Source organism: Variovorax sp. GW821-FHT09D07 (assembly GCF_059416345.1).
This window is the reverse complement of the sequence record NZ_JBWKOY010000003.1, coordinates 326,505-349,849: the sequence shown is the minus strand read 5'-3', so window position 1 is coordinate 349,849 and position 23,345 is coordinate 326,505. Positions and strand designations below refer to the sequence as shown.

Annotated in this window: 23 protein-coding genes; 8 read left to right on the top strand and 15 right to left on the bottom strand. The window is 67.8% G+C overall.

Going from position 1 to position 23,345, the window contains the following annotated elements; all coding sequences use genetic code 11:
- From AC07OX_RS13070 to AC07OX_RS13055, 4 genes are read right to left on the bottom strand one after another with little or no spacing between them, the layout of a single operon-like run.
- Positions 1-1,197, bottom strand: a complete 1,197-nt coding sequence (locus tag AC07OX_RS13070; RefSeq protein ID WP_495261345.1) for a PilW family protein — start codon at positions 1,195-1,197, stop codon at positions 1-3.
- A complete protein-coding gene (pilV, locus tag AC07OX_RS13065) occupies positions 1,194-1,583 on the bottom strand; it encodes a type IV pilus modification protein PilV (protein ID WP_139705083.1) in 390 nt (129 codons plus the stop codon). Before pilV ends, AC07OX_RS13070 begins: the two co-directional genes overlap by 4 nt.
- Positions 1,580-2,215, bottom strand: a complete 636-nt coding sequence (locus AC07OX_RS13060; protein WP_492687057.1) for a prepilin-type N-terminal cleavage/methylation domain-containing protein — start codon at positions 2,213-2,215, stop codon at positions 1,580-1,582. The genes pilV and AC07OX_RS13060 overlap by 4 nt, the downstream gene beginning before the upstream one ends.
- Positions 2,209-2,682, bottom strand: coding sequence for a type IV pilin protein (locus tag AC07OX_RS13055; protein ID WP_492687056.1), 474 nt, complete (start codon positions 2,680-2,682; stop codon positions 2,209-2,211). The genes AC07OX_RS13060 and AC07OX_RS13055 overlap by 7 nt, the downstream gene beginning before the upstream one ends.
- Positions 2,683-2,890: 208 nt before the next feature.
- On the opposite strand from AC07OX_RS13055, the gene AC07OX_RS13050 reads away from it, so the two are divergent.
- Positions 2,891-4,594 (top strand): PglL family O-oligosaccharyltransferase, encoded by a 1,704-nt coding sequence (locus tag AC07OX_RS13050; protein ID WP_495261346.1) that lies wholly within the window; start codon positions 2,891-2,893, stop codon positions 4,592-4,594.
- Positions 4,595-4,604: 10 nt separating this feature from the next.
- On the opposite strand, the gene moaC is transcribed toward AC07OX_RS13050, so the two are convergent.
- Entirely contained in the window at positions 4,605-5,093 is a 489-nt protein-coding gene (gene moaC, locus AC07OX_RS13045) for a cyclic pyranopterin monophosphate synthase MoaC (protein ID WP_062475294.1), read from the bottom strand.
- 54 nt (positions 5,094-5,147) lie between these two features.
- Here moaC and AC07OX_RS13040 point away from each other — a divergent pair, with 54 nt between their 5' ends.
- Complete coding sequence (locus tag AC07OX_RS13040) at positions 5,148-6,719, top strand: M48 family metalloprotease (RefSeq protein ID WP_495261347.1); 1,572 nt, start codon at positions 5,148-5,150, stop codon at positions 6,717-6,719.
- A 21-nt stretch (positions 6,720-6,740) separates the two neighbouring features.
- Here AC07OX_RS13040 and AC07OX_RS13035 read toward each other — a convergent pair whose 3' ends face one another.
- The 3 genes from AC07OX_RS13035 to AC07OX_RS13025 all read right to left on the bottom strand — a co-directional run bounded on the left by AC07OX_RS13035 (position 6,741) and on the right by AC07OX_RS13025 (position 8,486).
- Complete coding sequence (locus AC07OX_RS13035) at positions 6,741-7,097, bottom strand: phage holin family protein (RefSeq protein WP_095747298.1); 357 nt, start codon at positions 7,095-7,097, stop codon at positions 6,741-6,743.
- Between the two features lie 103 nt (positions 7,098-7,200).
- Positions 7,201-7,665, bottom strand: a complete 465-nt coding sequence (locus tag AC07OX_RS13030) for a hypothetical protein (RefSeq protein ID WP_062475284.1) — start codon at positions 7,663-7,665, stop codon at positions 7,201-7,203.
- An 86-nt stretch (positions 7,666-7,751) separates the two neighbouring features.
- On the bottom strand, positions 7,752-8,486 hold the full coding sequence (locus AC07OX_RS13025) for a TerC family protein (RefSeq protein ID WP_062475282.1): 735 nt from the start codon (positions 8,484-8,486) through the stop codon (positions 7,752-7,754).
- Between the two features lie 507 nt (positions 8,487-8,993).
- On the opposite strand from AC07OX_RS13025, the gene AC07OX_RS13020 reads away from it, so the two are divergent.
- Together AC07OX_RS13020 and AC07OX_RS13015 are read left to right on the top strand one after the other, a co-directional pair.
- On the top strand, positions 8,994-9,458 hold the full coding sequence (locus tag AC07OX_RS13020) for a DUF3717 domain-containing protein (RefSeq protein WP_495261348.1): 465 nt from the start codon (positions 8,994-8,996) through the stop codon (positions 9,456-9,458).
- Between the two features lie 2 nt (positions 9,459-9,460).
- Entirely contained in the window at positions 9,461-9,766 is a 306-nt protein-coding gene (locus AC07OX_RS13015; RefSeq protein WP_062475276.1) for a putative signal transducing protein, read from the top strand.
- A 13-nt stretch (positions 9,767-9,779) separates the two neighbouring features.
- Here AC07OX_RS13015 and AC07OX_RS13010 read toward each other — a convergent pair whose 3' ends face one another.
- The 4 genes from AC07OX_RS13010 to purB form a co-directional block, all read right to left on the bottom strand.
- Positions 9,780-10,340: a YaeQ family protein gene (locus tag AC07OX_RS13010; RefSeq protein ID WP_159279170.1), complete on the bottom strand. Its 561-nt coding sequence runs from the start codon at positions 10,338-10,340 to the stop codon at positions 9,780-9,782.
- A gap of 34 nt (positions 10,341-10,374) precedes the next feature.
- Positions 10,375-12,525 carry a TonB-dependent receptor family protein gene (locus AC07OX_RS13005; RefSeq protein ID WP_495261349.1) on the bottom strand — a complete coding sequence of 717 codons (2,151 nt, stop codon included), beginning with the start codon at positions 12,523-12,525 and terminating at the stop codon, positions 10,375-10,377.
- 54 nt (positions 12,526-12,579) lie between these two features.
- On the bottom strand, positions 12,580-13,704 hold the full coding sequence (locus AC07OX_RS13000) for a PepSY-associated TM helix domain-containing protein (RefSeq protein WP_495261350.1): 1,125 nt from the start codon (positions 13,702-13,704) through the stop codon (positions 12,580-12,582).
- Positions 13,705-13,847: 143 nt separating this feature from the next.
- Entirely contained in the window at positions 13,848-15,227 is a 1,380-nt protein-coding gene (gene purB / locus AC07OX_RS12995; RefSeq protein WP_095950454.1) for an adenylosuccinate lyase, read from the bottom strand.
- Between the two features lie 119 nt (positions 15,228-15,346).
- Between purB and AC07OX_RS12990 the strand changes: the two genes are divergently transcribed.
- Positions 15,347-15,958, top strand: a complete 612-nt coding sequence (locus AC07OX_RS12990) for a glutathione S-transferase N-terminal domain-containing protein (protein ID WP_062475264.1) — start codon at positions 15,347-15,349, stop codon at positions 15,956-15,958.
- 331 nt (positions 15,959-16,289) lie between these two features.
- On the opposite strand, the gene AC07OX_RS12985 is transcribed toward AC07OX_RS12990, so the two are convergent.
- A complete protein-coding gene (locus AC07OX_RS12985) occupies positions 16,290-16,919 on the bottom strand; it encodes a glutathione peroxidase (protein ID WP_070063272.1) in 630 nt (209 codons plus the stop codon).
- Positions 16,920-17,048: 129 nt separating this feature from the next.
- Between AC07OX_RS12985 and AC07OX_RS12980 the strand changes: the two genes are divergently transcribed.
- The 3 genes from AC07OX_RS12980 (at position 17,049) to AC07OX_RS12970 (ending at position 19,468) form a co-directional block, all read left to right on the top strand.
- The gene (locus AC07OX_RS12980; RefSeq protein WP_062475258.1) at positions 17,049-17,906 is read left to right on the top strand and encodes a ferritin family protein; all 858 of its coding nucleotides are present in this window, start codon (positions 17,049-17,051) and stop codon (positions 17,904-17,906) included.
- A 98-nt stretch (positions 17,907-18,004) separates the two neighbouring features.
- Complete coding sequence (locus tag AC07OX_RS12975; protein WP_495261351.1) at positions 18,005-18,895, top strand: RNA polymerase sigma-70 factor; 891 nt, start codon at positions 18,005-18,007, stop codon at positions 18,893-18,895.
- 105 nt (positions 18,896-19,000) lie between these two features.
- Entirely contained in the window at positions 19,001-19,468 is a 468-nt protein-coding gene (locus tag AC07OX_RS12970; protein WP_062475252.1) for a carboxymuconolactone decarboxylase family protein, read from the top strand.
- A 3-nt stretch (positions 19,469-19,471) separates the two neighbouring features.
- Here AC07OX_RS12970 and AC07OX_RS12965 read toward each other — a convergent pair whose 3' ends face one another.
- Both AC07OX_RS12965 and glnE read right to left on the bottom strand, forming a co-directional pair.
- On the bottom strand, positions 19,472-20,539 hold the full coding sequence (locus tag AC07OX_RS12965; RefSeq protein ID WP_495261352.1) for a septal ring lytic transglycosylase RlpA family protein: 1,068 nt from the start codon (positions 20,537-20,539) through the stop codon (positions 19,472-19,474).
- The gene (gene glnE / locus AC07OX_RS12960) at positions 20,532-23,327 is read right to left on the bottom strand and encodes a bifunctional [glutamate--ammonia ligase]-adenylyl-L-tyrosine phosphorylase/[glutamate--ammonia-ligase] adenylyltransferase (protein WP_495261353.1); all 2,796 of its coding nucleotides are present in this window, start codon (positions 23,325-23,327) and stop codon (positions 20,532-20,534) included. Before glnE ends, AC07OX_RS12965 begins: the two co-directional genes overlap by 8 nt.
- Positions 23,328-23,345 lie beyond the last annotated feature (18 nt).

The following is a 23,345-nucleotide window of genomic DNA, read 5'->3' as shown; positions in this document are numbered from 1 at the left end:
TCATGATGTAGGCAGCAGGAGCATGTTGCGAAGCGGCACGGTGAACTCCACCACGCGGTGGCGGAAATGCAGGCCGTCTCCGGAGATCGCGTACGACTCGTTGAGCGTGTCGGGCAGGTCGTCGAACAGCGTCAAGCTGCTTTTCGACACGACGTCCTTTTCGTAGTTGGTGCTTCTCAGCACCATGGCCACACGGACCGCCAGAATGCGGCGGACCTTGGCGGGCGTACTCATCATCTGTGTGATGTTGTAGGCCGCATCGTCGGGCGCCACCCAGGCATCGTTCGTTAGGTCGAAGTTGCCGTCTTCGTTCTTGTCGATGGCGTAGACGGCACGCAGTGCGACAACGCCATCGGCAATGCCCTGCTGTGCCTGTTCATCGCGTTTGGCTGCGGTGTCGCCTCCCGCGGTTTGCATGAGGTCGTAGCTCACCAGCGTTCGATCGGCGTTAACGCCGAACATCCGCAATTGCAGGTTGTCCGCGGGCAGGTTGCCGATGGGCGTGAAGAAGGCCGTGCCACCTGCGATGAGGGTGGCCAGACTGGTGTCCGCACCGCTCGTGGTGTAGTAAGTGCCGCCCAGCGGCAGGTTGTCGTTGCCGGATGAATCGGCGAACGCCGGATTGGCGTGCACTTGCTGAACAAGGCAGTCGTCGGTGCCGCTGCGGCTGAGCAGGCCGATGTCGCCTTCTCGCAGTCCGATGGTGTTGTCCAGTCGCAGCTTGTTGGACGCACTACCCGCAGAAAGCACCGGGCGTGCAATGTCGCCGGCCGACGAGTTGCCGCTCATGACCATCAGCACGTCGGAGCCCGAAGCGGGGCGGTAGATCAGCACGGGGGCGACGCGCACTGTCTGGGGAAAGCCCGCAAACGGCGCAGGAAATGCCGTGGTACGGGGTAAGACGGCAGTGCTGTCGTCGCGCTTGATATTCAGCCGACAGCCAAAGACGCCCAGGTCCCATGCCTGCGTGAAGCCCGAGCCCGCGCTGCGCAGCGCGCGGTCCAGCACATAGGCGGCGTAGTTGCCTGATTGGTTGGCGTCGTTGACAGAAGTGGTGCTGCGCTTCTGGCTTTCGCCCACGATGACCATGCTGGTTACCGCCAGCGTGACCACCAAACCGATGGCCATGGCGACCAGAAGCTCAATCAGCGTGACGCCGCCGTTGCGCCGGCGACCATCCAAGTTCGCGCCCTTCATGGCAGCACCACCCGTGTCGTGAGTTGGCTCTTGGCACTGGCGCCGGGGGATTGCCACTTGATGGTCACGTCTGCTTGGCGTCCGGTCACCGAATACTCCCCCTCGCCGCCGGGAAGTCCGCTCTGGGTGGTCGCGGCTACCTTGGCCTTCCACGCGGTCACGACGTCTGCAGGCACCGTGGGCGCGCGGCGCAACCACATCTCGTTGACGAGCTCATTGGCCAGCAAGGCCGCGCGGTTGCGGTCTTCGGTGTCCATCGACAGCTGGATGGCACGGGACTGCAAGCCGACGAGGCCCAAGATGCCGACCGAAAAAATGAGAACGGCCATCAACACTTCGATCAGGGCCACGCCCCGTTGATGTTTCGAGTAGCGAGGCATGGTCATGCGGGACACCCGTCAGGATTGGCATCGGACATCGTCTTCTTGGGGTCGCACATGCGCACCTGCCCGCCGAGTGTCACGAGAACGCGCAAGGGGCGGTCGGCGCCTTCGAGCGCGATGTCGTAGGCGGGCGGTGTTGCGATGTCGACGCTGCAGCTCTCCCCGCCCGTCAGGGTCGTGAGCGCGGTGCTGGCGTTGGCCACCATTCGACCGACGGAGTTGAAGCACACGGCCGCAGGGCCGGTGATCGTCACGCCAGCACCAACGTCGGTCAGGACGCCCGAGGAAACGAACGCGCTGCTTTCGCCGGCAATCGAGGGCAGGGCGCGAACCGTCCAATGGTTGCCGTCAGCCTTTGCCGTGAATGCAGGGCTGGCGGAGGTGGATTTGCTGTCGGTCAACGCGAAGACGACTTGGCGGCTGCGTCGAAGCGACTCGCTCTGTGCCTCGCGCAGGCCATTCTGAAGCGCCTCACCGACGGCCCGCACTTTGCTGTTGCGTACCCACTCCATCATCGACGGCGCGGCCAGCATCATGAGAATGGCCAGCAAGGTCACGGTGACTAGGAGTTCGATCAACGTGAAGCCTAAGTTCCCATGCTGATCGGCGCTCCGTCCGCTTGTGTGCATCAGCATTGCCCCTTCCTCAACACCCAGGCGGAGGCACAGGTATTCCAGCCTGAAACGCCCGTGATGGTCGTCGAGCGGCTGTCCGCTTGGTCGATTCTGTAGACGAAGCCGCTGGTGCTGCCGCTGCCAGTGGCCTCGAGCACATAGGTGGTAGCGGTGGGCGTGCCGGTCTTGCAGGCCAGCGTGAAGGTGCCGGCTTTTCGCTTGGATGCATCCACCGCGCAGGGCGCGGTGACAGCGGTGGCGCCGGTGCCGACGGTTTCGTAGGTCCGGTTGTCCTGAAAGTGGCGCTCCATATTGGCGCGCATGGTCGCTAGGCCATTGGTGGCGTCCACGATCTGGCCGCGCAATACGTATTCGCGATAGCTTGGAATGGCAATGGCCGCCAGGATGCCGATGATGGCTATGGTGATCATCACTTCGATGAGAGTGAAACCGGAGGCGCGACGCAGGTGGGAGGATGTCGATTGCAAAGTCGTACCTTTCGGAAAGAGGGCCCCGTTCCGGCGCCTTGCTCGGATGCACGAGCGAATAGATTTGGAAACAATTGGTGAATAATTGTCTTTATTTGTTGGCGATTGAGAATTCCGCCCGTCTTCGACGGCCTGCCGCCTGTCGGGTCCAGCGGTCAGCTATGCGGCGAGCCGAGGTGCGTTTGGCGGTCAAGGACGGGCGCTTCCAATGACCTTCGTCGCGACCTCTGTCCCATCTCCTTCACGCGACCACGCGAGCCGGGTCCTTGGTGCGTGTCTCGTGGCGTTCCCGTTCTTGTGCCCATTCGTCGCAGGTCCCTCTGCCGGCGCTTGGCAACTGTTCGCCTCCGGCCTGTGTGCTGCGCTGTTCTTGTTCTTGTCTCCGGCTTGCGGCTCGATGTCCCGGGGGTTGATGGCTTGGCTGGGCTTGTGCGTCGCCGCCGTCGCGTTGTCGGGCCAAGGCGCCGTGGATGCCAGGCTGCTGGCGTGCGCCGTGCTGGCGGCCATCGGGGTGTCAGCCTTGACGGGCGCTGCTCTGGTTCGAATGCCCCTCGCCCGGGAGGCGCTGGCCTGGGGCGTGCTGGCTGCTGCGGTCATCAACGCCGTTCTCGGCCTGCTTCAGTACTTCGACCTTGCCGAGACGCTCCTGCCGTGGGTTACCTCCCCGACGGTGGGCCGAGCCTGGGGTACCTTGCGCCAGCGCAACCAATTTGCCACGCTGATCAGCCTCGGGCTCGTGGCTGCGCTGTGGCTCCATGCGGCCCGCAAATCGCGGCGCGAGCCAGTGCTGGTCGGCGGCGTCGGCGTGCTCCTTCTGGTGGCGACGGCTGCTTCGGGCTCGCGCACCGGTCTGCTGCAAATCGTGCTGATTGCTGGCGGGGCAAGCCTTGTGGCGTGGCGGCAGCGCCGTACGGAGCGCCAGATTGGACCGTTCAGCTTGCCGCACCCTCTCGCGCTGTTGTCCATGCTCCCGCTCTACTTCGTCGCGAACTGGTTGCTGCCCCGGTTGGCAGCCAGCGGGAGCGCGAACGTCCTTGCTTCAGCTGGCGCCCTGGTCCAGCGCCTGGAACCCGCTGCCCTCGGCGGAGACAGCCGCGTGACGCTGTGGCGTAACGTGCTTTCGCTCATCAGCGAGCGCCCCCTCACCGGCTGGGGCTGGGGCGAACTCAGCTTCGCGCACTTCGCCACGCTGTACAACAGCCCGCGTTTCCCCGTGATCCTCGACAACGCCCACAACCTGCCGCTGCACCTCGCGGTCGAGCTGGGCATTCCGGCGGCGCTGCTCATCTGCGGCGGCTTTCTGTGGATAGTGGGTGCGGCGAAGCCGTGGCGCGAGCGCGACCCCTTGCGGCTGATGGCGTGGGGCCTGCTCGGCGTCATCCTCGTGCACAGCCTGCTCGAGTACCCGCTCTGGTACGGCCCGTTCCAGCTGGTGTTCGGCCTGTGCCTCGGCATCCTGTGGCCGGCATCGCCCAAGCGCCCGAACGCGAACAGCAGAAAGCTCGCCGCGTTCGCAGCCGCCGCGGCCTGGGTCGTCGTCATTGGCTACGCCGCCTGGGACTACACCCGCATCAGCCAGATCTACCTGCCGCGCGACGCCCGCATGCCGGCCTACCGCGACGACACGCTCGCCAAGCTCCAGGGCTCGTGGCTGTTTTCACGCCAGGTGGATTTTGCCGAGGTGACGCTGACAGCCGTCACGCCGGTGAATGCCGCGCACATGCACGACCTGGCCGGGCGCGTGCTGCATTTTTCGCCCGAGCCGCGCGTCATCATGAAGTTGATCGAAAGCGCCGAGCTGCTGGGGCGCGATGCCGAAGCGCAAGCGCTGGCCGAGCGCTTCCGTGTAGCGTTTCCAGCCGCGTTCGCCCGCTGGCTGGACAACCGCCCGGACGACGCGCCCGAGCTGTAGCCGCTGGATTTCAGCCCGCCGTCGCGACGTAGCTGCCCGACTTCCCGCCGTGCTTCTCCAGCACATGCACGTCGGTGATCCGCATCCCCCGGTCCACGGCCTTGCACATGTCGTAGATGGTGAGCAGCGCGACCTGCACGGCGGTCAGGGCTTCCATTTCCACGCCGGTCGGGCCGACGGTCTCGACGGTCGCGGTGCAGGCCACCTGCGGCGCCTGGCCGCCCTCGGCGAGCGCGAAGGCCACGGCCACGCGGGTCAGCGCCAGCGGGTGGCACAGCGGGATCAGGTCGCTGGTCTTCTTGGCGGCCTGGATGCCGGCGATGCGCGCGATGCCCAGCACGTCGCCCTTCTTGGCGGTGCCCGATTCGATCAGCGCCAGCGTCGCGGGCTGCATCTCGATGCGGCCGGTGGCCACGGCCACGCGGTGGGTGGCGGGCTTGGCCGCCACGTCGACCATGTGGGCCTGGCCCTGGGCGTCAAAATGGGTGAGGGTGCTCATCGGTGAACGTTCGTTTTGAAGATGCATCATACGAGCCCGAGCCACAGACGAGGAATGCCGCGCTTGACTCCCTCTCCCCACAAGAAAACCCGCCCGACGCCCCTCCGGCATGCGGTGTGCGCTACCTTTTTGATAGCTTCCCAGGTGCTGCTGCCGGCCCCCGCGCTGGCGCAGGTGCAGCAGATCCTGCCGGGCCTCGGTGACGGCGGCGAGATGACGGCCAGCGCCGAGCGCCGGCTGGGCGACCAGATCGTGCGCGAGCTGTACCGCGACACCGACTACATCGACGACCCGGTGATCGCCGCCTACGTGCAGGACATCTGGCAGCGGCTGCTGGCCGCTGCGCGCGCGCGCGGCGAGCTCACGCCCGAGCTCGACGAGCGCTTCGCCTGGACCATCCTGCTGGGACGCGACCGCAACATCAACGCCTTCGCGCTGCCGGGCGGCTACCTCGGGCTGAACCTGGGGCTGCTGGCCGCGGTCGGCAGCCGCGACGAGCTGGCGACGGTGCTCGGGCACGAGCTGTCGCACGTCACGCAGCGCCACATCTCGCGCATCATGAGCAAGCAGGGCAAGCAGATGCCCCTGATGATCGCCGGCCTGATCTTGGGGATGATCGCGGCCAGCAAGAGCCGCAATTCCGACGCCGGCCAGGCGGTGATCATGGGCAGCCAGGCGCTGTTCATGCAGAACCAGCTGAGCTTCTCGCGCGACATGGAGCGCGAGGCCGACCGCATCGGCTTCGGCGTGATGACGCAGGCGGGCTTTGCGCCGCAGGGCGCCGCGGCGATGTTCGAGAAGCTGCAGTACGCCTCGCGCCTGAATGACAACGGCTCGTACCCCTACCTGCGCAGCCACCCGCTGACGACCGAGCGCATCTCGGACATGCAGGGCCGGTTCCAGTTCCGTGCCGAAGCGGCACCGCCGACGGTGCCGCTGGTGATGGACCACGCCATGGTCGCCTCGCGCGCTCGCGTGCTGACGCGCCCGGGCGTCGACGTGCTGCGGCTGTGGGTCAATGCCGCCTCGAGCGGCGAGTTCGCGGGCAGTTCACCAGCCCAGCAGGCGGGCACGCTCTACGCGGCGGCGATGGCGGCCAAGGAACTGCGCGACTTCAAGGCGGCGCGCGCGCTGGCCGAGCGGCTCGTGGCCCGCACGGCCGACGATGCGGCCGCGAGCAAGCAGGCGCGCTGGCTGCAGGCCGAGATCGAACTCGCGGCCGGTGGCGCTTCTCGCGCGGCGGCATTGCTCGACGTCAAGTCGAAGGAGCGGCCCGAGATGATCCTCGCAGCCGAAGCCGCGATCGCCCAGCGCCAGCCCGCGCCGATGGTGCCCGTGCTGCGCGACTGGGTGGCCGTTCATCCGCGGGACGCCACGGCCTGGCGCACGCTGGCCAATCTGTACGGCGCGCAGAACGACACGCTGCGCGCCATTCGTGCCGACGCCGAGGCCAACGTGGCGATCCTCGACTACCCGGCGGCGCGCGACCGCTTCAAGGCGGCACAGGAGCTGGTCCGCAAGTCGGGCGCGCCCATCGACCACTACGAGGCATCGATCATCGACACGCGCGCGCGCGCCGTCGACGTGCTGGTCAAGCAGCAGGCCGAGGAGCCGCCGCTGAAGTAGTGAAGCGACGAGGGCCGGCGCTCAGCGCCGGGAGGACAGCAGCCCGCCCAGCGCGCTCTCGATGAGCAGCCCGAGCAGCGAGTAGATCAGCGAGCCCAGCAGCGCGGCGAGGAAGCCGTTCACATGGAAGCCGCCGAGCAGGCCCGATGCGGCCCAGAACAGCAGGGCGTTGATCACGAACAGGAACAGCCCGAGCGTGACGATGGTGACCGGCAGCGTCAGGATCACCAGCACGGGCCGCACGACCATGTTGAGCAGGCCGATCACGGCGGCCGCGAGCAGCGCCGAACCGAAACTCTGGACCTGGACGCCGCTGTAGAGGTAGGCGACCGCGAGCAGCGCCACGGCGCTGAGCAGCCATTTGAGGAGGATGCGCATGCGCCGCAGGATACCCCACGGGCCCGCACAAAAGAACAAGCCCCGCTGCGTTGCCGCAGCGGGGCTTGTGTCGGCTCGGGAGGGCGTGCGGCCCTGATCAGGCTTACTCGGCCAGCTCGTTGGCCAGCACCAGCAGCGCGCCCATGCCCATCACGGCGCCGGGAAAGGCCCAGCCCGATTGCTTGGGCGGGGTCTGGTCGGGCGTGACCGGTTCCAGGTCGACGCCGATCTTCGGGCGGCGCGCATCGACCACGTGGGTGGCCGCGTGCTCGCGCTTGAGTTGCTGCGTCAGGTCGGTCAGCGGGCCCTTGGCCAGCACCGCCGTCACCTGGCCGCCGTTGCGTTCGAGCAGCGGCAGCATCTGCGCCTGCACCTTGCTGAACCACTTGGCGCGCCAGTTCTCGCGCGCGCTGTGGCTCACCCACTTGCTGATCCGGTGTGTCATGCGCGGCGCGCAGGCCACGAGCACCCAATGGCGCGCCACGACGTTGTCGGCATCCGGCGCCAGTTCGGCGAACTGCTCGCTGGCATAGACGGCGTCGTCGACGTAAAGAATGATCTTTTCCATGAGTGCTCTCCTTTGATAGTTAGAGTGACAGAGACCGGATTGATGCAAGAAGTTTCAGTGCGGGGCGTTTATCGTTCAACGAACGCTCAGTGGGCCGGGGTGGCGGGGGCCGGCTTGCGCGAAGCCACCCACTTGCCGATCGCCAGCACCAGCAGCGCACCGATGATGCCGGCGGCGTACTTGATGGTGTCGGTCTGCGGCACCTTCGGCACCCAGGTCCAGTTGGCGGGGTTCGCCAGGGCCGGGTCGGACACGGCCATCGTGCCGGCGATCCAGCCCAGCAGCATGCCGCCCAGCGTGATGATCATCGGGAAGCGGTCCATCAGCTTGATGACCAGCTGGCTGCCCCAGACGATGATCGGGATGCTCACGAGCAGGCCGAAGATCACCAGCGGCATCTGGTGGCCGTCGCCCGCGCCTTGTGCGGCACCGGCGATGGCGATCACGTTGTCCACGCTCATGACCAGGTCGGCCACGATCACGGTCTTCACGGCGCCCCAGAGGCGGTCGCTGCCGGCGATGTTGCCGTGCGCGTCGTCATGGTCGGGGGCCAGCAGTTTCACGCCGATCCACAGCAGCAGGATCGCGCCCACCAGCTTCAGGAACGGAATCGCGAGCAGCGTGAGCGCGAAGAAGATCAGGATCACGCGCAGCACGATGGCGCCGGCGGTACCCCACAGGATGCCCTGGGTGCGTTGCGCGGGCGGCAGCTTGCGGCAGGCCAGCGCGATGACGACGGCGTTGTCGCCGCCCAAAAGAATGTCGATCATGATGATCTGACCGACCGCGACCCAGAATTCCGGGGCCATGAACTGTTCCATAGATTCCTCTTTGTCTTGGCGCCACGCCCGCAGCTCCCTGATGGGGACCACGACGGGCAGCGGCATGCCGATGCGTTTCGATTCACCCTGTGCGGGTGCGGTCGAAAGCGGGGGAGCGAAGGCCGGGTGACACCGGGGACTTGCGAACGCTTCGACCAAACCTGCGCAGGTTCAAATCGAAGGTCTCGCTCGACAACAGCAAGCGCGCCGACCTGCGTCCGCGCGTGTGTCGCCCGACAGGCCGGAAGTGTTGTGCTTCGTATTGACGACCTGACGATTCACGCTGCCCGGGGACAGCGATCGGGAGCTACTCCCCTTCGTGGGCGGGATTAGAGCATTGAAGACCGCGCCGAGGCAACCAAAAGTTTTCTTTACATTTGAAGGCAAAGGTCCGGAAGGGCGCATGCAGTGGGCATTTGATGCTCCATTTTTGGGAGCGCCTATGGCCCTAAGAAGGGGCGGGACATTGCGGGACTATGATCGCCGCTCGCTGTTTTTTCACTCTCCATGGCCGCCATCCACATCACCGACATCGAGGCCGCCATCAACCACTGGCGCGAGAAGTCTCCCTCGCCCGACGGCATCACGCTGGCACCCGAATTGCGCGCGCTGGCCGAGGTCTACGCGCTCATGGTCTTCCACCACGAAGACGAGGTCGACGAGGTCGGCTTTCCCGCCAAGGCCTGGGCCGCCTGGCTCGACTGGTACCACAGCACGCCCGACACGCCCTGCATCGCGATCTGCTCGACCAGCCAGGGCGACGACGAGTGCAAGGGCTGCGGACGCACCTTCGACGAGGTGCAGTACTGGCCGGCCATGACGCCGGTCGAGAAGCGCGTCACCTGGCGCCGCATCACCATGGAAGACTCGGCTTGGCGCTTCAACCGCTATGCCGAACGCGCGCGCGAAGCCGAGCCCACCACTGCAGAGCCCGAGTTCGACCCGGACGACGAGAAGAACTGGGCCCCCTGACCATGCGCCGCCTCGCGCAAGCCCCCAACCTCGCGATCGCGACCGTGTGGGCGCACGCCTTGCGCGAGGAGGGCGTGGCCGCGACGGTGCAGCGCGAATTCCTCGGCGCGGTCATGGGCCAGCTGCCGCCCGACCAGTGCCTGCCCGAGATCTGGATCGACGACGAATCGCAGTACGAGCTCGCGAAGCGCCTGCTGCACGAACTGCAGAACCGCCCGCAGCGCAGCTGGCTGTGCGTGTGCGGCGAGCAGGTCGAAGGCGGCTTCGAGCAGTGCTGGCAGTGCGGCGAGATGATGCCGGCGGCCTAGCCGCGCGGACCCCTTACTTCCACTTGAGCAGTTCGACGTCGATGCTGTTCACGCCGTCGCCCAGCGTGAGCGTGCTTTCCTGGATCGTCGCCTGCAGCTGCATGCTGCGCTGCGCCAGCCTGGCGAGCGCCTGCGAGGCCTCGGTCGGCACGCGGTAGACCTTCAGGTTCTGCGGCCGCGTGAGCTTGCTCTCGATGCCGCGCCACCAGATCTCGGCCGCGTGGTTGAAACAGTAGACGATCACCTCGTCGGCCTTGCCGCAGGCCTTGATGATGGGCTTGTCTTCCGGCTGGCCGACCTCGATCCAGATCTTGGTCTGGCCTGTGAAGTCGCGCAGCCACACGTCGGGCTCCTCGACGTTCGACAGGCCCGCGCCGAAGGCCAGCGTGCCGTCGCCGTTGCAGATGTCCTGCAGCTGGTGCGCGTTGAGCGCGAGCGCGACCAGCCGGATCATCATCCGCTCGTCGGTCTCGCTGGGGTGGCGCGCCAGGGTCAGCGCATGGTCGGCGTAGTAGCCGTGGTCGATGTCGGCCACCGCGAGGGTGGCCTTGAAGATGGTGGATTTGAGAGCCATGGGTGCGCGAGTGTATGCGCGCGCCCCTCCGGCCTCAGAACGCCACCGACGCCTGCAGGTACACCGTGCGCGGCTGGCCCACGTACTTGCCGCCGTTGTTGTCGACCGAGCGGTTGTAGTAGCGGCGGTCGAACAGGTTCTTCACGCCCACGGCCAGCTTCAGGTGGCTCAGCGAGGGGCCGAAGTCGTAGGCGGCGCGCAGGTTCACCGTGCCGTAGCCCGGGATGTCGCCCAGCCGCCCGCTCGGGTCTTCCACGGTGATGTACTTCGCGCCGTCGTCCGGCGAGCCCGGCGAACGCTGCTTCGATTGCGCGTAGAGGTCGGCGTTGAGCGTCCACGGCCCGCGCTCGTAGCGCGCGCCGAGCGTCGCGACATGGCGCGAGTAGAAGGGCAGGTCGCGCCCCGCGAACACGCCGGCCTTCGAAGTGGCCTGCGTGTACGTGTAGGTGCCCGACACCGACACCCCCTTGAGCGCGTCGCTCAGGCTGCCCAGGTCGTAGCGCAGCGCCGACTCCAGCCCGCGGTGGCGCGTGGCGCCCAGGTCGGTCCACTGGCCGACGTCGCCGGTGATGGAGCGTGCCAGCTGCAGCTCCTTGTCGAAGTTGATGTTGAACAGCGTCAGCTCGCCGCTCCAGGATTCGCCCTTGTACTTGGTGCCGATCTCGTAGGTCTTGGCTTTTTCGGGGTGCAGGCTGGTGGTCGACTGCGCGAGCTGGGCGTACTGCTGCGGCCCGAACGACACGCCGGCATTGGCGAACAGCGTCCAGCGCTCGCTCATGCGGTAGAGCACCGACAGCGTGGGCAGCACCTCGTTGGAGTCGATCTTCGGGTAGATCGCGTTGGTGATGCGGTTGTTGGCCACCGTGAACACGTCGTTGTGCGAACGGAAGGATTCGTAGCGCACGCCGGGCGTGACCGTCCAGTTGCCGAAGTCGATGCGGTCGTCGATGTAGAACGCGTGCGCGGTCGTGCCGCCCTTGCTGGTCTGGTACGCGGGCTGCGCGAGCGCGTAGGCGTCGAAGCCCGGCGCCGGCCGGTAGTAGCTGCTGCGCGTGGCCGTTTCGGAGGCCTCTTCCTTCAGGTAGCGCGCGCCGATGCTGATTTCCTGCACCACGCTGCCCGAGTCGATCAGGCGCGAGTAGCGGGGCTCGAAGGCGTAGGTCTTGTAGTTGCGCGGCGCGGTGGTCAGGCGGCGGCGGTTGGCGTTGGCGCCCGTGCCTTCCTGCTCGAGGTAGCTGCTGCGGTACGAGTCCGTGTAGTAGGTCAGCATCTCGAACTTGTTCACGCCGTCGTTGTGCGTGTACTTGAGCGAGCCGTCGGTGCGGCGGCCCGTGAACTCGTCGTAGGGGCGGTCCGACTGGAACGGGTTGGCCGCGAACTGCGCCGTCGTCAGGCCACCGGGCATGCGCCCCTTGCCTTCGAAGTGGTGCAGCGAGATCGCGATGTCGTCGGTCTTCGAGAGGCGGTAGGCGCCCTTGAGCATCAGGTCGTCGATGCGGGTCTTGTCGTTGCTCTGGCGAAAGCCGTCCCCGTGCGTACCCGAATAAAGCAGTGCCAGCCCCAGGCCGTTCTCGTTGGTGCCGCCGATGAACAGGCTGGGCGTGGTCTTGGTGCCGCCGCCGTGGCTGGCGCTCTCGACGCCCACGCCGATTTCGCCTGCGAACTGCTTGGGGATCGAGCGCGTCACGAAGTTGATGATGCCGCCCACGTTCTGGGGGCCGTAGCGCACCGAGCCCGCGCCGCGCACCACGTCGACCGCCTCGAGGCTGCCCAGCGACACCGGTGCCAGCGACAGCTGCGGCTGGCCGTAGGGCGCGTAGGCCAGCGGCACGCCGTCCAGCAACACGGTCGAGCGCGGCGACAGCCGCGAGGTCAGGCCGCGCACGCCCACGTTGAGCGAGATGTCGCTGCCGCCGGTGCCGTTGCTTTCCTGGACCTGCACGCCGGGCACCTGGCGCAGCACGTCGCGCACGCTGGCCGAGCCGCTTTCCTGGATCTGCTGGCGCTCGACGATGCTGCGCGCGCCGGCGTGCTCGAGCACCTTGGTCTCGGTGGGCGTGCCGAGCCAGTCGCCGGTGACGGTGATGGCCTCGAGCGACTTCGACGGCTCGGCGTCGGCCGCGAAGCTGTGCAGGCTCAGGGGCAGCAGGGCCAGGGCGATGGCGGTCTTTTTGTGCGGGAACAAGGGGAGTCCTCCTCGATGTATTTGTGATGGATGAAGGGATGGGATGTGTGTCGTTCAGGGCGCCGCGCCGCGCGACAGTGCCTGGCTGCGCGCGGCCGCAGCCACCGCACGCCGGCGCCACCAGAGCCACACGCCGCTCAGGCCGAGGCCGGCCAGCGCCAGGCCCAGCAGCGCGGTGACCGCCTGGTGCACCACGCCGCCGAGCACGCCGGTGTGCAGCGGATAGATCACGACCACCGCGCCGTTGCCGGTGTCCATGTCCTGCCAGCGGCGCACGCCGAGCAACTCGCCCGTGACCGGGTGCACCCACACCGAGCCGATGCCGTTCGGGTGCGGGTCGTCGGCGAGCCGGAAGCGTACGCGCAGCGGCCGGTCCGCGCGGCCGGGCACCTGCACGTAGCCGATGGGCTGGCCGGGGAACACGGCCTGCGCGCGGGCGACGAGGTCGTCGAGCGGCAGGCGAGGGCCGGTGGCGGTGCCCTTGGGCACCCCGGGTGCCTTGGCAGGTGTTTGCCCGAGCGCGGTCGAGATGAAGCTGCCCAGCGGTCGCCAGGCCATGTAGGCGCCGGTGAAGACCGACACCGCGATCAGCAGCCCGAGCACGGCGCCGCCGGTGCGGTGCAGGTCGAACAGCCCGCGCAGCAGGCCGCGGTCCAGCACGATGCGCAGCGAGGGCGGCCAGCGCGCCGGCCACCACAGCACCACGCCGGTGACCAGCAGGAACAGGTAGGCCAGCGCGGCGATGGCGAGGATGCCCTTGCCCGTGTCTTCCAGCAGCAGGCTGCTGTGCAGCTCGAACAGCAGGTTGTAGGCGCCTTCGTGTGTGCCGCGGCGGCCCTGCTCGGCGCCGGTGGCGGGGTCGAGGTAGAGCGTGCCGTCCCACGGGCCGCGCACCAGCACCCAGAGCGTGTCGCCGGGCTGGCGCGGCGGGCGCAGCGTGAGGTTGGTGTCGGGGCCGAACTCGGCGAGCAGGCGCTGGCGCAACGGCTCCAGCGGCGCCGGGGCCGTGCTGCTGTTGCTGCGCGCGACGAAGAGCTCAGGATGCGCCGCGCGGTCGAGCGGCAGCGCCACCACCAGCACGGCGCCCAGGAGCGCCGTGAGGGCGAGCACCGGCCCGAGCGTGAGGCCGATCCATCGGTGGAGCGTGAGCCAGAAGCGTCTCAGTGGGGCGCGCCGCATGAACAACGGGGACGTCGAGGCGTCCCGTCAGGGTTGTCGGCTGGCGTGCCCTGCACAGGGCACGTTGGCTGGGAGGTATCGATGGGCGAACGAGGCGCACCGGCCGTGGGCGGCACGGGCCGGCGGATCGTCGCGGGGGAAGCCTAAATTCTACGGGCCAGCTCGGCCGCCTTGCCGGTGTAGCTGGCGGGCGTCATGGCCAGGAGGCGGGTCTTCTCTTCCTCGGGAATGGCCAGCGAGCGGATCAGCCCGTGCAGCGCCTCGGCCGTCACGGTCTTGCCGCGCGTGACTTCCTTGAGCTGCTCGTAGGCGCCCTGCACGCCGAAGCGGCGCATCACGGTCTGGATCGGCTCGGCCAGCACTTCCCACGAGGCCTCGAGGTCGTCGGCCAGCGCTTCCTGGTTGATTTCGAGCTTGCCCAGGCCGGTGGCCAGGCTCGCGTAAGCCAGCGTGGCGTAGCCGAAGGCCACGCCGATGTTGCGCAGCACCGTGCTGTCGGTCAGGTCGCGCTGCCAGCGGCTGATGGGCAGCTTCTCGCTCAGGTGGCGCAGCACCGCGTTGGCCAGACCCAGGTTGCCCTCGGCGTTCTCGAAGTCGATCGGGTTGACCTTGTGCGGCATGGTCGACGAGCCGATCTCGCCCTTCTTCAGGCGCTGCTTGAAGTAGCCCAGGCTCACGTAGCCCCAGATGTCGCGCGAGAAGTCGACCAGGATCGTGTTGACGCGCGCCACGGCGTCGAACAGCTCGGCCATGTAGTCGTGCGGCTCGATCTGGATGCTGTACGGCTGGAAGCTCAGGCCCAGGCCCAGCGGCGCGGGCGTCTCGACGACCTTGCGGCTGAAGGCTTCCCAGTCGAACTCGGGCCAGGCGGCCAGGTGGGCGTTGTAGTTGCCGACCGCGCCGTTCATCTTGCCCAGCAGCTGCACGGCGGCGATCTGCGCGCGGGCCTTGGTCAGGCGCACCGCCACGTTGGCGATTTCCTTGCCGACGGTGGTCGGGCTGGCGGTCTGGCCGTGCGTGCGCGAGAGCATCGACACGTCGGCGAACTGGTGTGCCATTTCGCGCAGCTTGGCGATCAGGCCGTCGATGGCCGGCAGCACCACGGTGTCGCGCGCGGCCTGGATCTGCAGGGCGTGGCTGGTGTTGTTGATGTCTTCGCTGGTGCAGGCGAAGTGCACGAATTCGGCGGCGGCCAGCAGCTCCGGCCGGGCTTCGAACTTCGACTTGATCCAGTACTCGACGGCCTTCACGTCGTGGTTGGTGGTCTTCTCGATGTCCTTGATGGCCAGCGCGTCGGCCTCGGAAAAGTGCGACACCAGCCCCATCAGGTACTTGCGGGCGCCGCCCGTGAGGGGCTTGAACTCGGCAAAGCCGCAGTCGGACAGCGCAATGAACCAGGCCACCTCCACCTGCACGCGACGGTGCATATAGCCCTGTTCGCTCATCAGCGGGCGCAAGGCCGCGAGTTTGGCCGCATAGCGGCCGTCAAGGGGGGAGAGGGCGGAGACGGTGGAAAAGCTCATGCCCGAATTTTAGGCGGCCGCCGGGTGGCCGCGCCGCGGGGGAATTCGGGCGCTGTCTTTTTCCCTTCACCTAAAATGCCTGCGAACAAACGTTAACAAGCGATGGGGAGAGAGCCTTCATGAAACTGATCGGATCCGCCGCCAGCCCGTATGTGCGCAAGGTGCGCGTGGTGCTGGCCGAAAAGCGGCTCGACTACCAGTTCGTGATCGAAGACGTCTGGTCCGCAGACACCACGATCGCCCATTCGAACCCGCTGGGCAAGGTGCCGTGCCTGATCATGGAAGGCGGCGAGGCGATGTTCGATTCGCGCGTCATCGTCGAATACATCGACACCCTGTCGCCCGTGGGCAAGCTCATTCCGCAGCAAAGCCGCGAGCGCGCCGAGGTCAAGACCTGGGAAGCGCTGGCCGACGGCGTCATGGACGCCGGCGTGCTCTGGCGCCTCGAAGCCACCTGGACCGGCCGCGCCGACGCCGAGCGCAGCGCCGCCTGGATCGAGCGCCAGCGCGCCAAGGTCCAGGCCGGCGTGGCCGCCATGGCCAAGGGCCTGGGCGACAAGCCCTTCTGCAGCGGCATCCACCTGAGCCTGTCCGACATCGCGGTCGGCTGCGCGCTGGGCTGGCTGGGGCTGCGGTTTCCCGAAATCGACTGGCGCGGCGACCACGCCAACCTGGCCAAGTTGTACGACAAGCTCATGCTGCGGCCGAGCTTCATCGACACCCAGCCCTGAAACGACAAAGCGCCCCGCGGGGCGCTTTTTTCTTGGGGCCGTTCGGGCCACCGCGTACAGGAAGGCCGAGAGGGGCGCTGCGTCATCGCGGGCCCCGCTGTCGGCGGGAAGACAAAAATGCTGCGAGGCGCCCCGACACGAAGGAGGGAGGGAGGGAGGAGGAGAAGAATCGCCTCGGGATTTCAACCGGACGGCAGGCGCCCGGAAGACCTCGCAACATGAAAACCTGTGGGCCTTGGCCGCCCACGCTCAAGTATGAGCGCGGTGCCGCCGCACGGTTCCCGTTCGAGTGGTAAACGTTTGTGACTCAAAGTTCACATTGCAGGGCCGGTCAGTCGCCGCTGGGGCCGAGCTGTTTCTCGATGACCTGGATGAAGCCGTTCTCGTCGGGCGCCGTCATGCTCGACCACGCCTGAACCACCTTGCCGTCGCGCCCGATCAGGTACTTGTAGAAGTTCCACTTCGGCGTCGTGCCCGAAGCCTGCGCGAGCTGCTTGAACAGCGGGTTGGCGTCGGTGCCGCGCACCGACGACTTGGCGAACATCGGGAATTTCACGCCGAAGGTGCTTTCGCAGAAATCGGCGATTTCCTTGTTGGAGCCCGATTCCTGGGAGAAATCGTTCGACGGGAAGCCCAGCACCACCAGGCCGCGGGCGCGGTACTTCATGTCCAGCGCCTCCAGCCCCTTGTATTGCGGCGTGAAGCCGCAAAAACTGGCCGTGTTGACCACCAGGACCACTTTTCCGGAGTACTGGCACAGGTTCTGGGGCTTTTCATCCTGCAGCCGCGGGAAGCTGTGCTGCAGGATCGCCGGGCATCCGGCGGCGCCGCCCACCGCGGGCGCGGCAGGGGCGGCGGGGGCCGTCTGGGCACCCGCCGACAGGGCGGCGGACAGGCCCGCCACGAGGGAAAAGGCCGTGGCGCAACGTCGCAGCATCGACAATCGGGCGGGGGTTCGCATGACGGGCTCCTGGATCGAAAAGGGGGGTGTGCATCTATGGCGCGGGCGCGCGCGCAAGCACATCATCGCGCGTCTGTCACGGGCGCGCCAAACGGCCCGACTAAAATCGGCGGCCATTGAAAGACTTTGATGCTCTACCCGGAACTCTTCAGACAACTCGAATCCGTCCGCTGGGACATGGACAAGGACATCCCCTGGCAGTCGTTCGACGCTTCCTTGCTGACTGAAGAGCAGGCGCAGACCATCAAGATGAATGCCATCACCGAGTGGTCGGCGCTGCCGGCCACCGAGATGTTCCTGCGCGACAACCGCCACGATAGCGACTTTTCGGCGTTCATGTCGATCTGGTTCTTCGAAGAGCAGAAGCACTCGCTGGTGCTCATGGAGTACCTGAAGCGCTTCAGCCCGCAGCACGCGCCCACCGAGCAGGAGCTGCACGAGGTGCGCTTCGACTTCGACCCGGCGCCCCCGCTCGAAACCCTCATGCTGCACTTCTGCGGCGAGATCCGCCTGAACCACTGGTACCGCCGCGCCGCCCAGTGGCACACCGAGCCGGTCATCAAGCACATCTACACCACGCTGAGCCAGGACGAAGCCCGCCACGGCGGCGCCTACCTGCGCTACATGAAGCGCGCCATGGAAAAGTTCGGCGACGAGGCCCGTGCCGCCTTCACCAAGGTGGGCGTGCTCATGGCCAGCGCGCGCCGCACGGCCCAGGCGCTGCACCCGACCAACCTGCACGTGAACAAGGCGCTGTTCCCGAACGACACCATCCAGAGCCGCATGCCCGATCCCGACTGGCTCGAGCACTGGCTGGACAAGCAGATCAAGTTCGACGCCGGCTGGGAAACCAAGGTCGGCGAGCGCATCCTGCACAACCTGAGCCTGTTGATGAACCGCAGCTTCAAGACCGTGCAGGAGCTGAACCGCTACCGCAAGGAAGTCTCGGCCACGCTGGGCCCCAAGCCCGAATACCAGGGCGCCTGAGTCGCCCCCAAGAGCTCGATGAAATCGCCCCGCATGCCGGGGCGATTTTTTTGGTCAACGGCTGTCACAACGCGGCGACGTCAAACGTCTAATCGGGCATGGACGACCCGACCCTCACCTTCGACAGCCACCGCCGCCGCCTCCAGGGCATCGCCTACCGCATGCTCGGCTCTGTGGCCGAGGCCGAAGAGGTGGTGCAGGACGCCTGGCTGCGCTGGCACGAGGCCGACAAGGCCAGTTTCGATAGCGCCGAAGCCTGGCTCGTGACCGTCGTCACGCGCCTGTCGATCGACCGGCTGCGCAGCGCCAAGGTCCAGCGCGAGCACTACATCGGCCCGTGGATGCCCGAGCCCACGCTCACCGGGTCGCCCGACACGCCCGAGGAAACGCTCGAGCGCGCCGACAACATCTCCGTCGCCTTCCTGGCCGTGCTCGAGCGGCTGGCGCCCGAGGCGCGCGCCGCCTTCCTCATGCGTGAGGTGTTCGACGCCGACTACGACGAGATCGCCCAGACCCTGGGCAAGAGCGAGGCCGCCTGCCGCCAGCTGGTGCACCGCGCCAAGACCCAGGTGCAGGAGGCCCGCCCGCGCTTCCAGGTCTCGCGCGAGACCCACCAGCGCCTGCTGCGCGCCTTTGCCGACGCGGCTGCGCGCGGCAGCATGCAGGACCTGAAGGCGCTGATGGCCGAAGACGTCGAACTCATCGGCGACGGCGGCGGCAAGGTGCAGACCTTCAGCAAGATCCTGCGCGGCAGCCAGCGGCTGGCGCAGCTGTACTTCTCGCTCTGGCGCCGCATGGGCGCCGGCGTACACATGGAGCTGGTCGAGCTCAACGGCGAGCCCGGCATGCTGCGCTTTCTGGACGGCGAACTCGAATCGGCCCAGACCTTCGAGATCGAGGGCGAGCGCATCGTGCGCATCCGCGCCCAGCGCAACCCCGACAAGCTGGCGCGCATCGCCCAGCTGTTCGCGGCCAAACGGGGCGCTTGAAGAAAAAATTCGCGCGGCCTGTCACAGGGCCGGTGGCCGGTGCGTCTTCAGGGTGTAGCAAGCAGATTTCGCTTTTCCTCCTTCAACCACCCTGGAGTACATCCCATGAGCCAAGCCCCCGCCCTCCGTCTCGCCTGGACCAAGTTCGCCCCCAAGTCCTTCCAGGCCATGATCGCCGTCAACGGCAGCTTCGAGTCGAGCACGCTCGGCAAGGTGCTGATCGACCTCGTCTTTGCCCGCGTCTCGCAGATCAACGGCTGCGCCTACTGCCTGGACATGCACGTGCGCGACCTGCGCGTGCAGGGCGAAGACTGGCAGCGCATCAACAGCCTCGCCACCTGGCGCGAGGTGAGCCTGTTCAACGAACGCGAGCGCGCCGCGCTGGACTGGGCCGAAACGCTCACGCGCCTGGCCGACCACCACGCCGACCGCGACGCCGAGTTCGAAGCCCTGAAGGCCGTGTTCAGCGACCAGGAAATCGTCGAGCTGTCGCTCGCCGTGGCACAGATCAACGCCTGGAACCGCCTGGGCGTGGGCCTGCGTTCGCAGGTCGTGGCCAAGGCGATGCCCTGAGCCTCAGCGCCGCTCGACCACCATCGGCGCGATGCGCAGGTTGTCGCGCAGCTGCGTGACGGCCTCGCCCGCCGCATTGCGCGACGGGAACGGCCCGGCCTGCAGGCGGTGCGTGCCGGCTTCGCTGAACACGCGCAGCTGCGGTGCCAGCGTGGGCAGGCCGCGCGCGGCCTGGCTTCTCAGGGTCTCGGCGCCGTCGCGTTCTCGGAACGCGCCGAGCTGCACCCAGAAACCGGCGGCAGCGGAAGAGGGCGCCGATGACGTGGCAGGCGCAGCGAGCGGAGTCAGCGGCGCAAGGTCGGTCACCACCATCGCCTCACGCGGCCCGGCCGGTGCCTCGGGTTCCGACGGTGCCGCGGCCATCACCGGCGTCTGCGGTGCCACGGGCATCGTCGCGGCGGGGGCTGCAGCGGCGGTCATTGCGACCGGTGCCACCCAGGCCGAAGGCACGGCCACCGGCGCCGCGGCATAGGCCGTGCCCGCGTCGCGGCGCCAGGCGCCGGTGCGGATGTCTTCGTTGGTGATGCGCTCGATCTCCACCGGCGCCACGCCGCGCAGCAGGTCGAGCTTCAGCGCCGCCGTGTAGCTCAGGTCGATCACGCGGCCGTCCACGAAGGGGCCGCGGTCGTTCACGCGCACGATCACCTCGCGCCCGTTGGCCGGGTTGCGCACCCGCACGTAGCTCGGCAGCGGCAGCGTCTTGTGCGCGGCCGTCATGGCGTACATGTCGTAGGGCTCGCCGCTCGCGGTCGAGGCTGCATGGAACTTGCGGCCGTACCACGAGGCGATGCCCGATTCGCGGAACGGCCGGTCGTCGGTGATCGGCACGTAGCCGCGGCCCAGCACCGTGTACGGCTTGCTGGTGCCGCCGCTGCTGCGGATCGCCTCGATGCGGGGTTCGGCGTCGGGCACGCGGTCGAGGTCCGACGGGATGTTGCTGCCGGGGCCGTCGCGGCCACTGGCGACGCCGCCGCCACTGCTGCGCGGTCCGCTGGCGCAGCCGGCCAGCACGAGCGCGGCGGCCAGGGCGCAGGCCGTCAGCGCGCGGGAGGCGAGGGCGCGGTCAGCCAAAGACCGCCTTCCACAAGGCCAGCATGGCGTCGCGTTCGGCGCTCAGGGCGGGCGGCGTGACCTGCGTGGGCTCTTCGTTCAGGCGCGCGGTGTGCTGCACGCGGCGCAGCTCGCGGTAGGCGGTGGCGGCGTTGCGGCCCACGCCTTCGGGCAGCAGTCCGGCCTGTTCGGCACGCAGCAGCAGCGCGATGTTGCCCAGGTTGGGAATCAGCTCGGGGTGCGCGCCTGAGGCCGACAGCACCAGGAACTGCACCGCGAACTCGGTATCGACCATGCCGCCGGGGCTGTGCTTCACGTCGAAGCGGTCGGCCTTCACGGGGCGGGCGCCGCGCAGCTTGTTGCGCATGCCGATGATCTCGGCCTTCAGCGCCTCGCGGTCGCGCGGGGCCACCAGCACGGCTTCGCGCACCTGGTCGAAGCGCGCGCCCAGCTCGGCGCCGTGGTCGGCGCTGCCCAGCACGAAGCGCGCGCGCGTCATGGCCTGGTGCTCCCAGGTCCATGCGGTGTTGCTGCCGCGACCGAGCTGGTACTTTTCGTAGGCCTCGAAGCTGGTGGTGAGCAGGCCCGAGTTGCCGTTGGGGCGCAGCGCGGTGTCGATCTCGAACAGGTCGCCCTCGCGCGTCTTCACCGTGAGCCAGTTGATGAGCTTGCGCACGTAGGCCGCATAGACCTCGCCGGCGCGCTCGTCGTCATCGTCGTAGACGAACACGATGTCCAGGTCGCTGCCGTAGCCGAGTTCTTTGCCGCCCAGTTTTCCGTAGCCGATGATCGCGAACTGCGGCACCTCGCGGTGCCGGTTGCGCACATGGGGCCAGCACCAGCGGGCGGTCACGCGCAGCGTGGTGTCTGCCAGCGCGCTCAGGTCGTCGGCCACCTGCTCGACGGTGATGCGGCCATCGACGTCGCGCGCCAGCGTGCGGAACACCTCGGCGTGGTGGGCGTGGCGCAGCAGGTTCAGCAAACGCTCTTCGTCGGCCTCGCCGGTGCGGGTGAGCGAGGTGTGGCGCGCTTCGAGTTCGCGCTCGAATTCGTCGGCGATGAAGCGGCCCGAGAGCATCTCGTCGCTCGCGAGTTCGTCGATCACGCCGGGATGCTGCATGAGGTAGCGCGCGGGCCATTTCGCGGCGCCCAGCAGGCGCAGCAGGCGCTCCTGCACGGCAGGCCGTTCGACCAGCAGCGCCAGGTAGCTCTCGCGGCGCATCAGCGGCTCGATCCAGTCGGCCCAGCGCATGGCGGCATCGACGTGGCGCGGCGTCTGTCCCGCGCCTTCGCCGTCGGGCTCTTTCAGCCACTGGCCGGTGCGTTGCACCAGCTGGCGCAGGCGGCCCCGGGTTTCCTCGCGCAGGGCGAGCACACGCGGCGTCTCGCACCAGTCCCGGATGCGCTCGGCGAACACGGGCGGCAGGTCGTCGAGCAGGTCGGCCAGGTCGGCGGGCGCGGCGGCCTTCTTGCCGTTGCACTTGCCGTTGCAGGGCTTCTCGCCGCCCAGCAGCTTGTCGAACTCCTGGGCCACGAACTCGCGGTGGGTGTCGAGCTGTTCGAGGAAGGGGCAGCAGTCGGCGTAGCCCATCGACTGCGCGATCCAGCGCAGGTCGTCGTCGTTGACCGGCAGCACGTGGGTCTGCTGGTCGTCCAGGTACTGGATGCGGTGCTCCACGCGGCGCAGGAACTCGTAGGCCGCGGCCAGCGTGTCGGCCGTGTCCTGCGGCATGAGGTTGGCACGCGCCAGCCGTTGCAGCGCGTCGAGCGTGGGGCGCGTGCGCAGCTCAGGGAACTGGCCGCCGCGCACCACCTGCAGCAGCTGCACGGTGAATTCGATTTCGCGGATGCCGCCGCGCGACAGCTTCACGTCGTTGGCGCGCTCGGGGCGTCCGGCGCTGCGGCGCGCCGACTGTTCGCGGATCTGGCGGTGCAGGATGCGCAGCGAGTCGAACACGCTGTAGTCAAGATAACGGCGGAACACGAAGGGCAGCACCACGTTGCGCAGCGCCTGGGCCTGGCCGCCGAGCACCACGGCGCGCGGCGCGACCACGCGGCTCTTCATCCAGGCAAAGCGCTCCCATTCGCGGCCCTGCACCTGGAAATATTCTTCGAGCGCGTCGAGCGAGACCACGCTCGGCCCCGAGTTGCCGTTGGGCCGCAGCGCCAGGTCGACGCGGAACACGAAGCCGTGCTCGGTCACGTCGCCCACCAGCGCATAGATGCGCTTCACGGCCCGCGCGAAGTACTCCTGGTTGGACAGCTTGCCGCGCCCGTCGGCATCGCCGGCCGTGTCGCCGTCGACGTCGTACAGGTAGATGAGGTCGATGTCGCTGGACACGTTGAGCTCGCGCGCGCCGAGCTTGCCCATGCCGATCACCCACAGCTGCGAGCGCTGGCCTTCGGGGCCGAGCGGCGCGCCGTGCTGGGCGTCGAGTTCATGGCAGGCGTCCTGGCAGGCGATGTCCAGGGCCAGTTCGGCCAGCTCGGTCACGGCGGTGGTCACCACCGCGAGCGGGGCCTGCTGGTCGCAGTCGAGTGTGACCAGACGTTCCATCGTGAGCTGGCGCACGATGCGCAACGCATCGCCCACGGCCACGCCGCGTGCGCGCAGGGCGTCGTAGGCGACGGTCATCGATTCGCGCCGGGGCTCGCCGGGCGGCAGCAATTCGAGCTCGGCCGCATAGCGGCGACGCAGCCGCTGGACGAATCGGGAACTGGAAGAAAACGCGGGAGGCGTCGGATTGGATGGCAACTGATTCACACTGGTGTGGGTTGGCGCGGAACCCGGCTCAAGGCTGGCGGTCATAATTCCCGACACAGCGCG

Excerpts from the sequence above, each read along its gene's own strand:
- AC07OX_RS13050 (WP_495261346.1), top strand. The coding sequence starts at position 2,891 with ATGACCTTCGTCGCGACCTCTGTCCCATCTCCTTCACGCGACCACGCG.
- AC07OX_RS13030 (WP_062475284.1), bottom strand. The coding sequence starts at position 7,665 with ATGGAAAAGATCATTCTTTACGTCGACGACGCCGTCTATGCCAGCGAG.
- AC07OX_RS12980 (WP_062475258.1), top strand. The coding sequence starts at position 17,049 with ATGCTCTACCCGGAACTCTTCAGACAACTCGAATCCGTCCGCTGGGAC.
- moaC (WP_062475294.1), bottom strand. The coding sequence starts at position 5,093 with ATGAGCACCCTCACCCATTTTGACGCCCAGGGCCAGGCCCACATGGTC.
- AC07OX_RS13025 (WP_062475282.1), bottom strand. The coding sequence starts at position 8,486 with ATGGAACAGTTCATGGCCCCGGAATTCTGGGTCGCGGTCGGTCAGATC.
- AC07OX_RS13020 (WP_495261348.1), top strand. The coding sequence starts at position 8,994 with ATGGCCGCCATCCACATCACCGACATCGAGGCCGCCATCAACCACTGG.
- AC07OX_RS13015 (WP_062475276.1), top strand. The coding sequence starts at position 9,461 with ATGCGCCGCCTCGCGCAAGCCCCCAACCTCGCGATCGCGACCGTGTGG.
- purB (WP_095950454.1), bottom strand. The coding sequence starts at position 15,227 with ATGAGCTTTTCCACCGTCTCCGCCCTCTCCCCCCTTGACGGCCGCTAT.
- AC07OX_RS13035 (WP_095747298.1), bottom strand. The coding sequence starts at position 7,097 with ATGCGCATCCTCCTCAAATGGCTGCTCAGCGCCGTGGCGCTGCTCGCG.
- AC07OX_RS13010 (WP_159279170.1), bottom strand. The coding sequence starts at position 10,340 with ATGGCTCTCAAATCCACCATCTTCAAGGCCACCCTCGCGGTGGCCGAC.
- AC07OX_RS13060 (WP_492687057.1), bottom strand. The coding sequence starts at position 2,215 with ATGCTGATGCACACAAGCGGACGGAGCGCCGATCAGCATGGGAACTTA.
- AC07OX_RS13040 (WP_495261347.1), top strand. The coding sequence starts at position 5,148 with ATGCCGCGCTTGACTCCCTCTCCCCACAAGAAAACCCGCCCGACGCCC.
- glnE (WP_495261353.1), bottom strand. The coding sequence starts at position 23,327 with ATGACCGCCAGCCTTGAGCCGGGTTCCGCGCCAACCCACACCAGTGTG.
- pilV (WP_139705083.1), bottom strand. The coding sequence starts at position 1,583 with ATGACCATGCCTCGCTACTCGAAACATCAACGGGGCGTGGCCCTGATC.
- AC07OX_RS12990 (WP_062475264.1), top strand. The coding sequence starts at position 15,347 with ATGAAACTGATCGGATCCGCCGCCAGCCCGTATGTGCGCAAGGTGCGC.
- AC07OX_RS12970 (WP_062475252.1), top strand. The coding sequence starts at position 19,001 with ATGAGCCAAGCCCCCGCCCTCCGTCTCGCCTGGACCAAGTTCGCCCCC.
- AC07OX_RS13000 (WP_495261350.1), bottom strand. The coding sequence starts at position 13,704 with ATGCGGCGCGCCCCACTGAGACGCTTCTGGCTCACGCTCCACCGATGG.
- AC07OX_RS13070 (WP_495261345.1), bottom strand. The coding sequence starts at position 1,197 with ATGAAGGGCGCGAACTTGGATGGTCGCCGGCGCAACGGCGGCGTCACG.
- AC07OX_RS12985 (WP_070063272.1), bottom strand. The coding sequence starts at position 16,919 with ATGCGAACCCCCGCCCGATTGTCGATGCTGCGACGTTGCGCCACGGCC.
- AC07OX_RS12975 (WP_495261351.1), top strand. The coding sequence starts at position 18,005 with ATGGACGACCCGACCCTCACCTTCGACAGCCACCGCCGCCGCCTCCAG.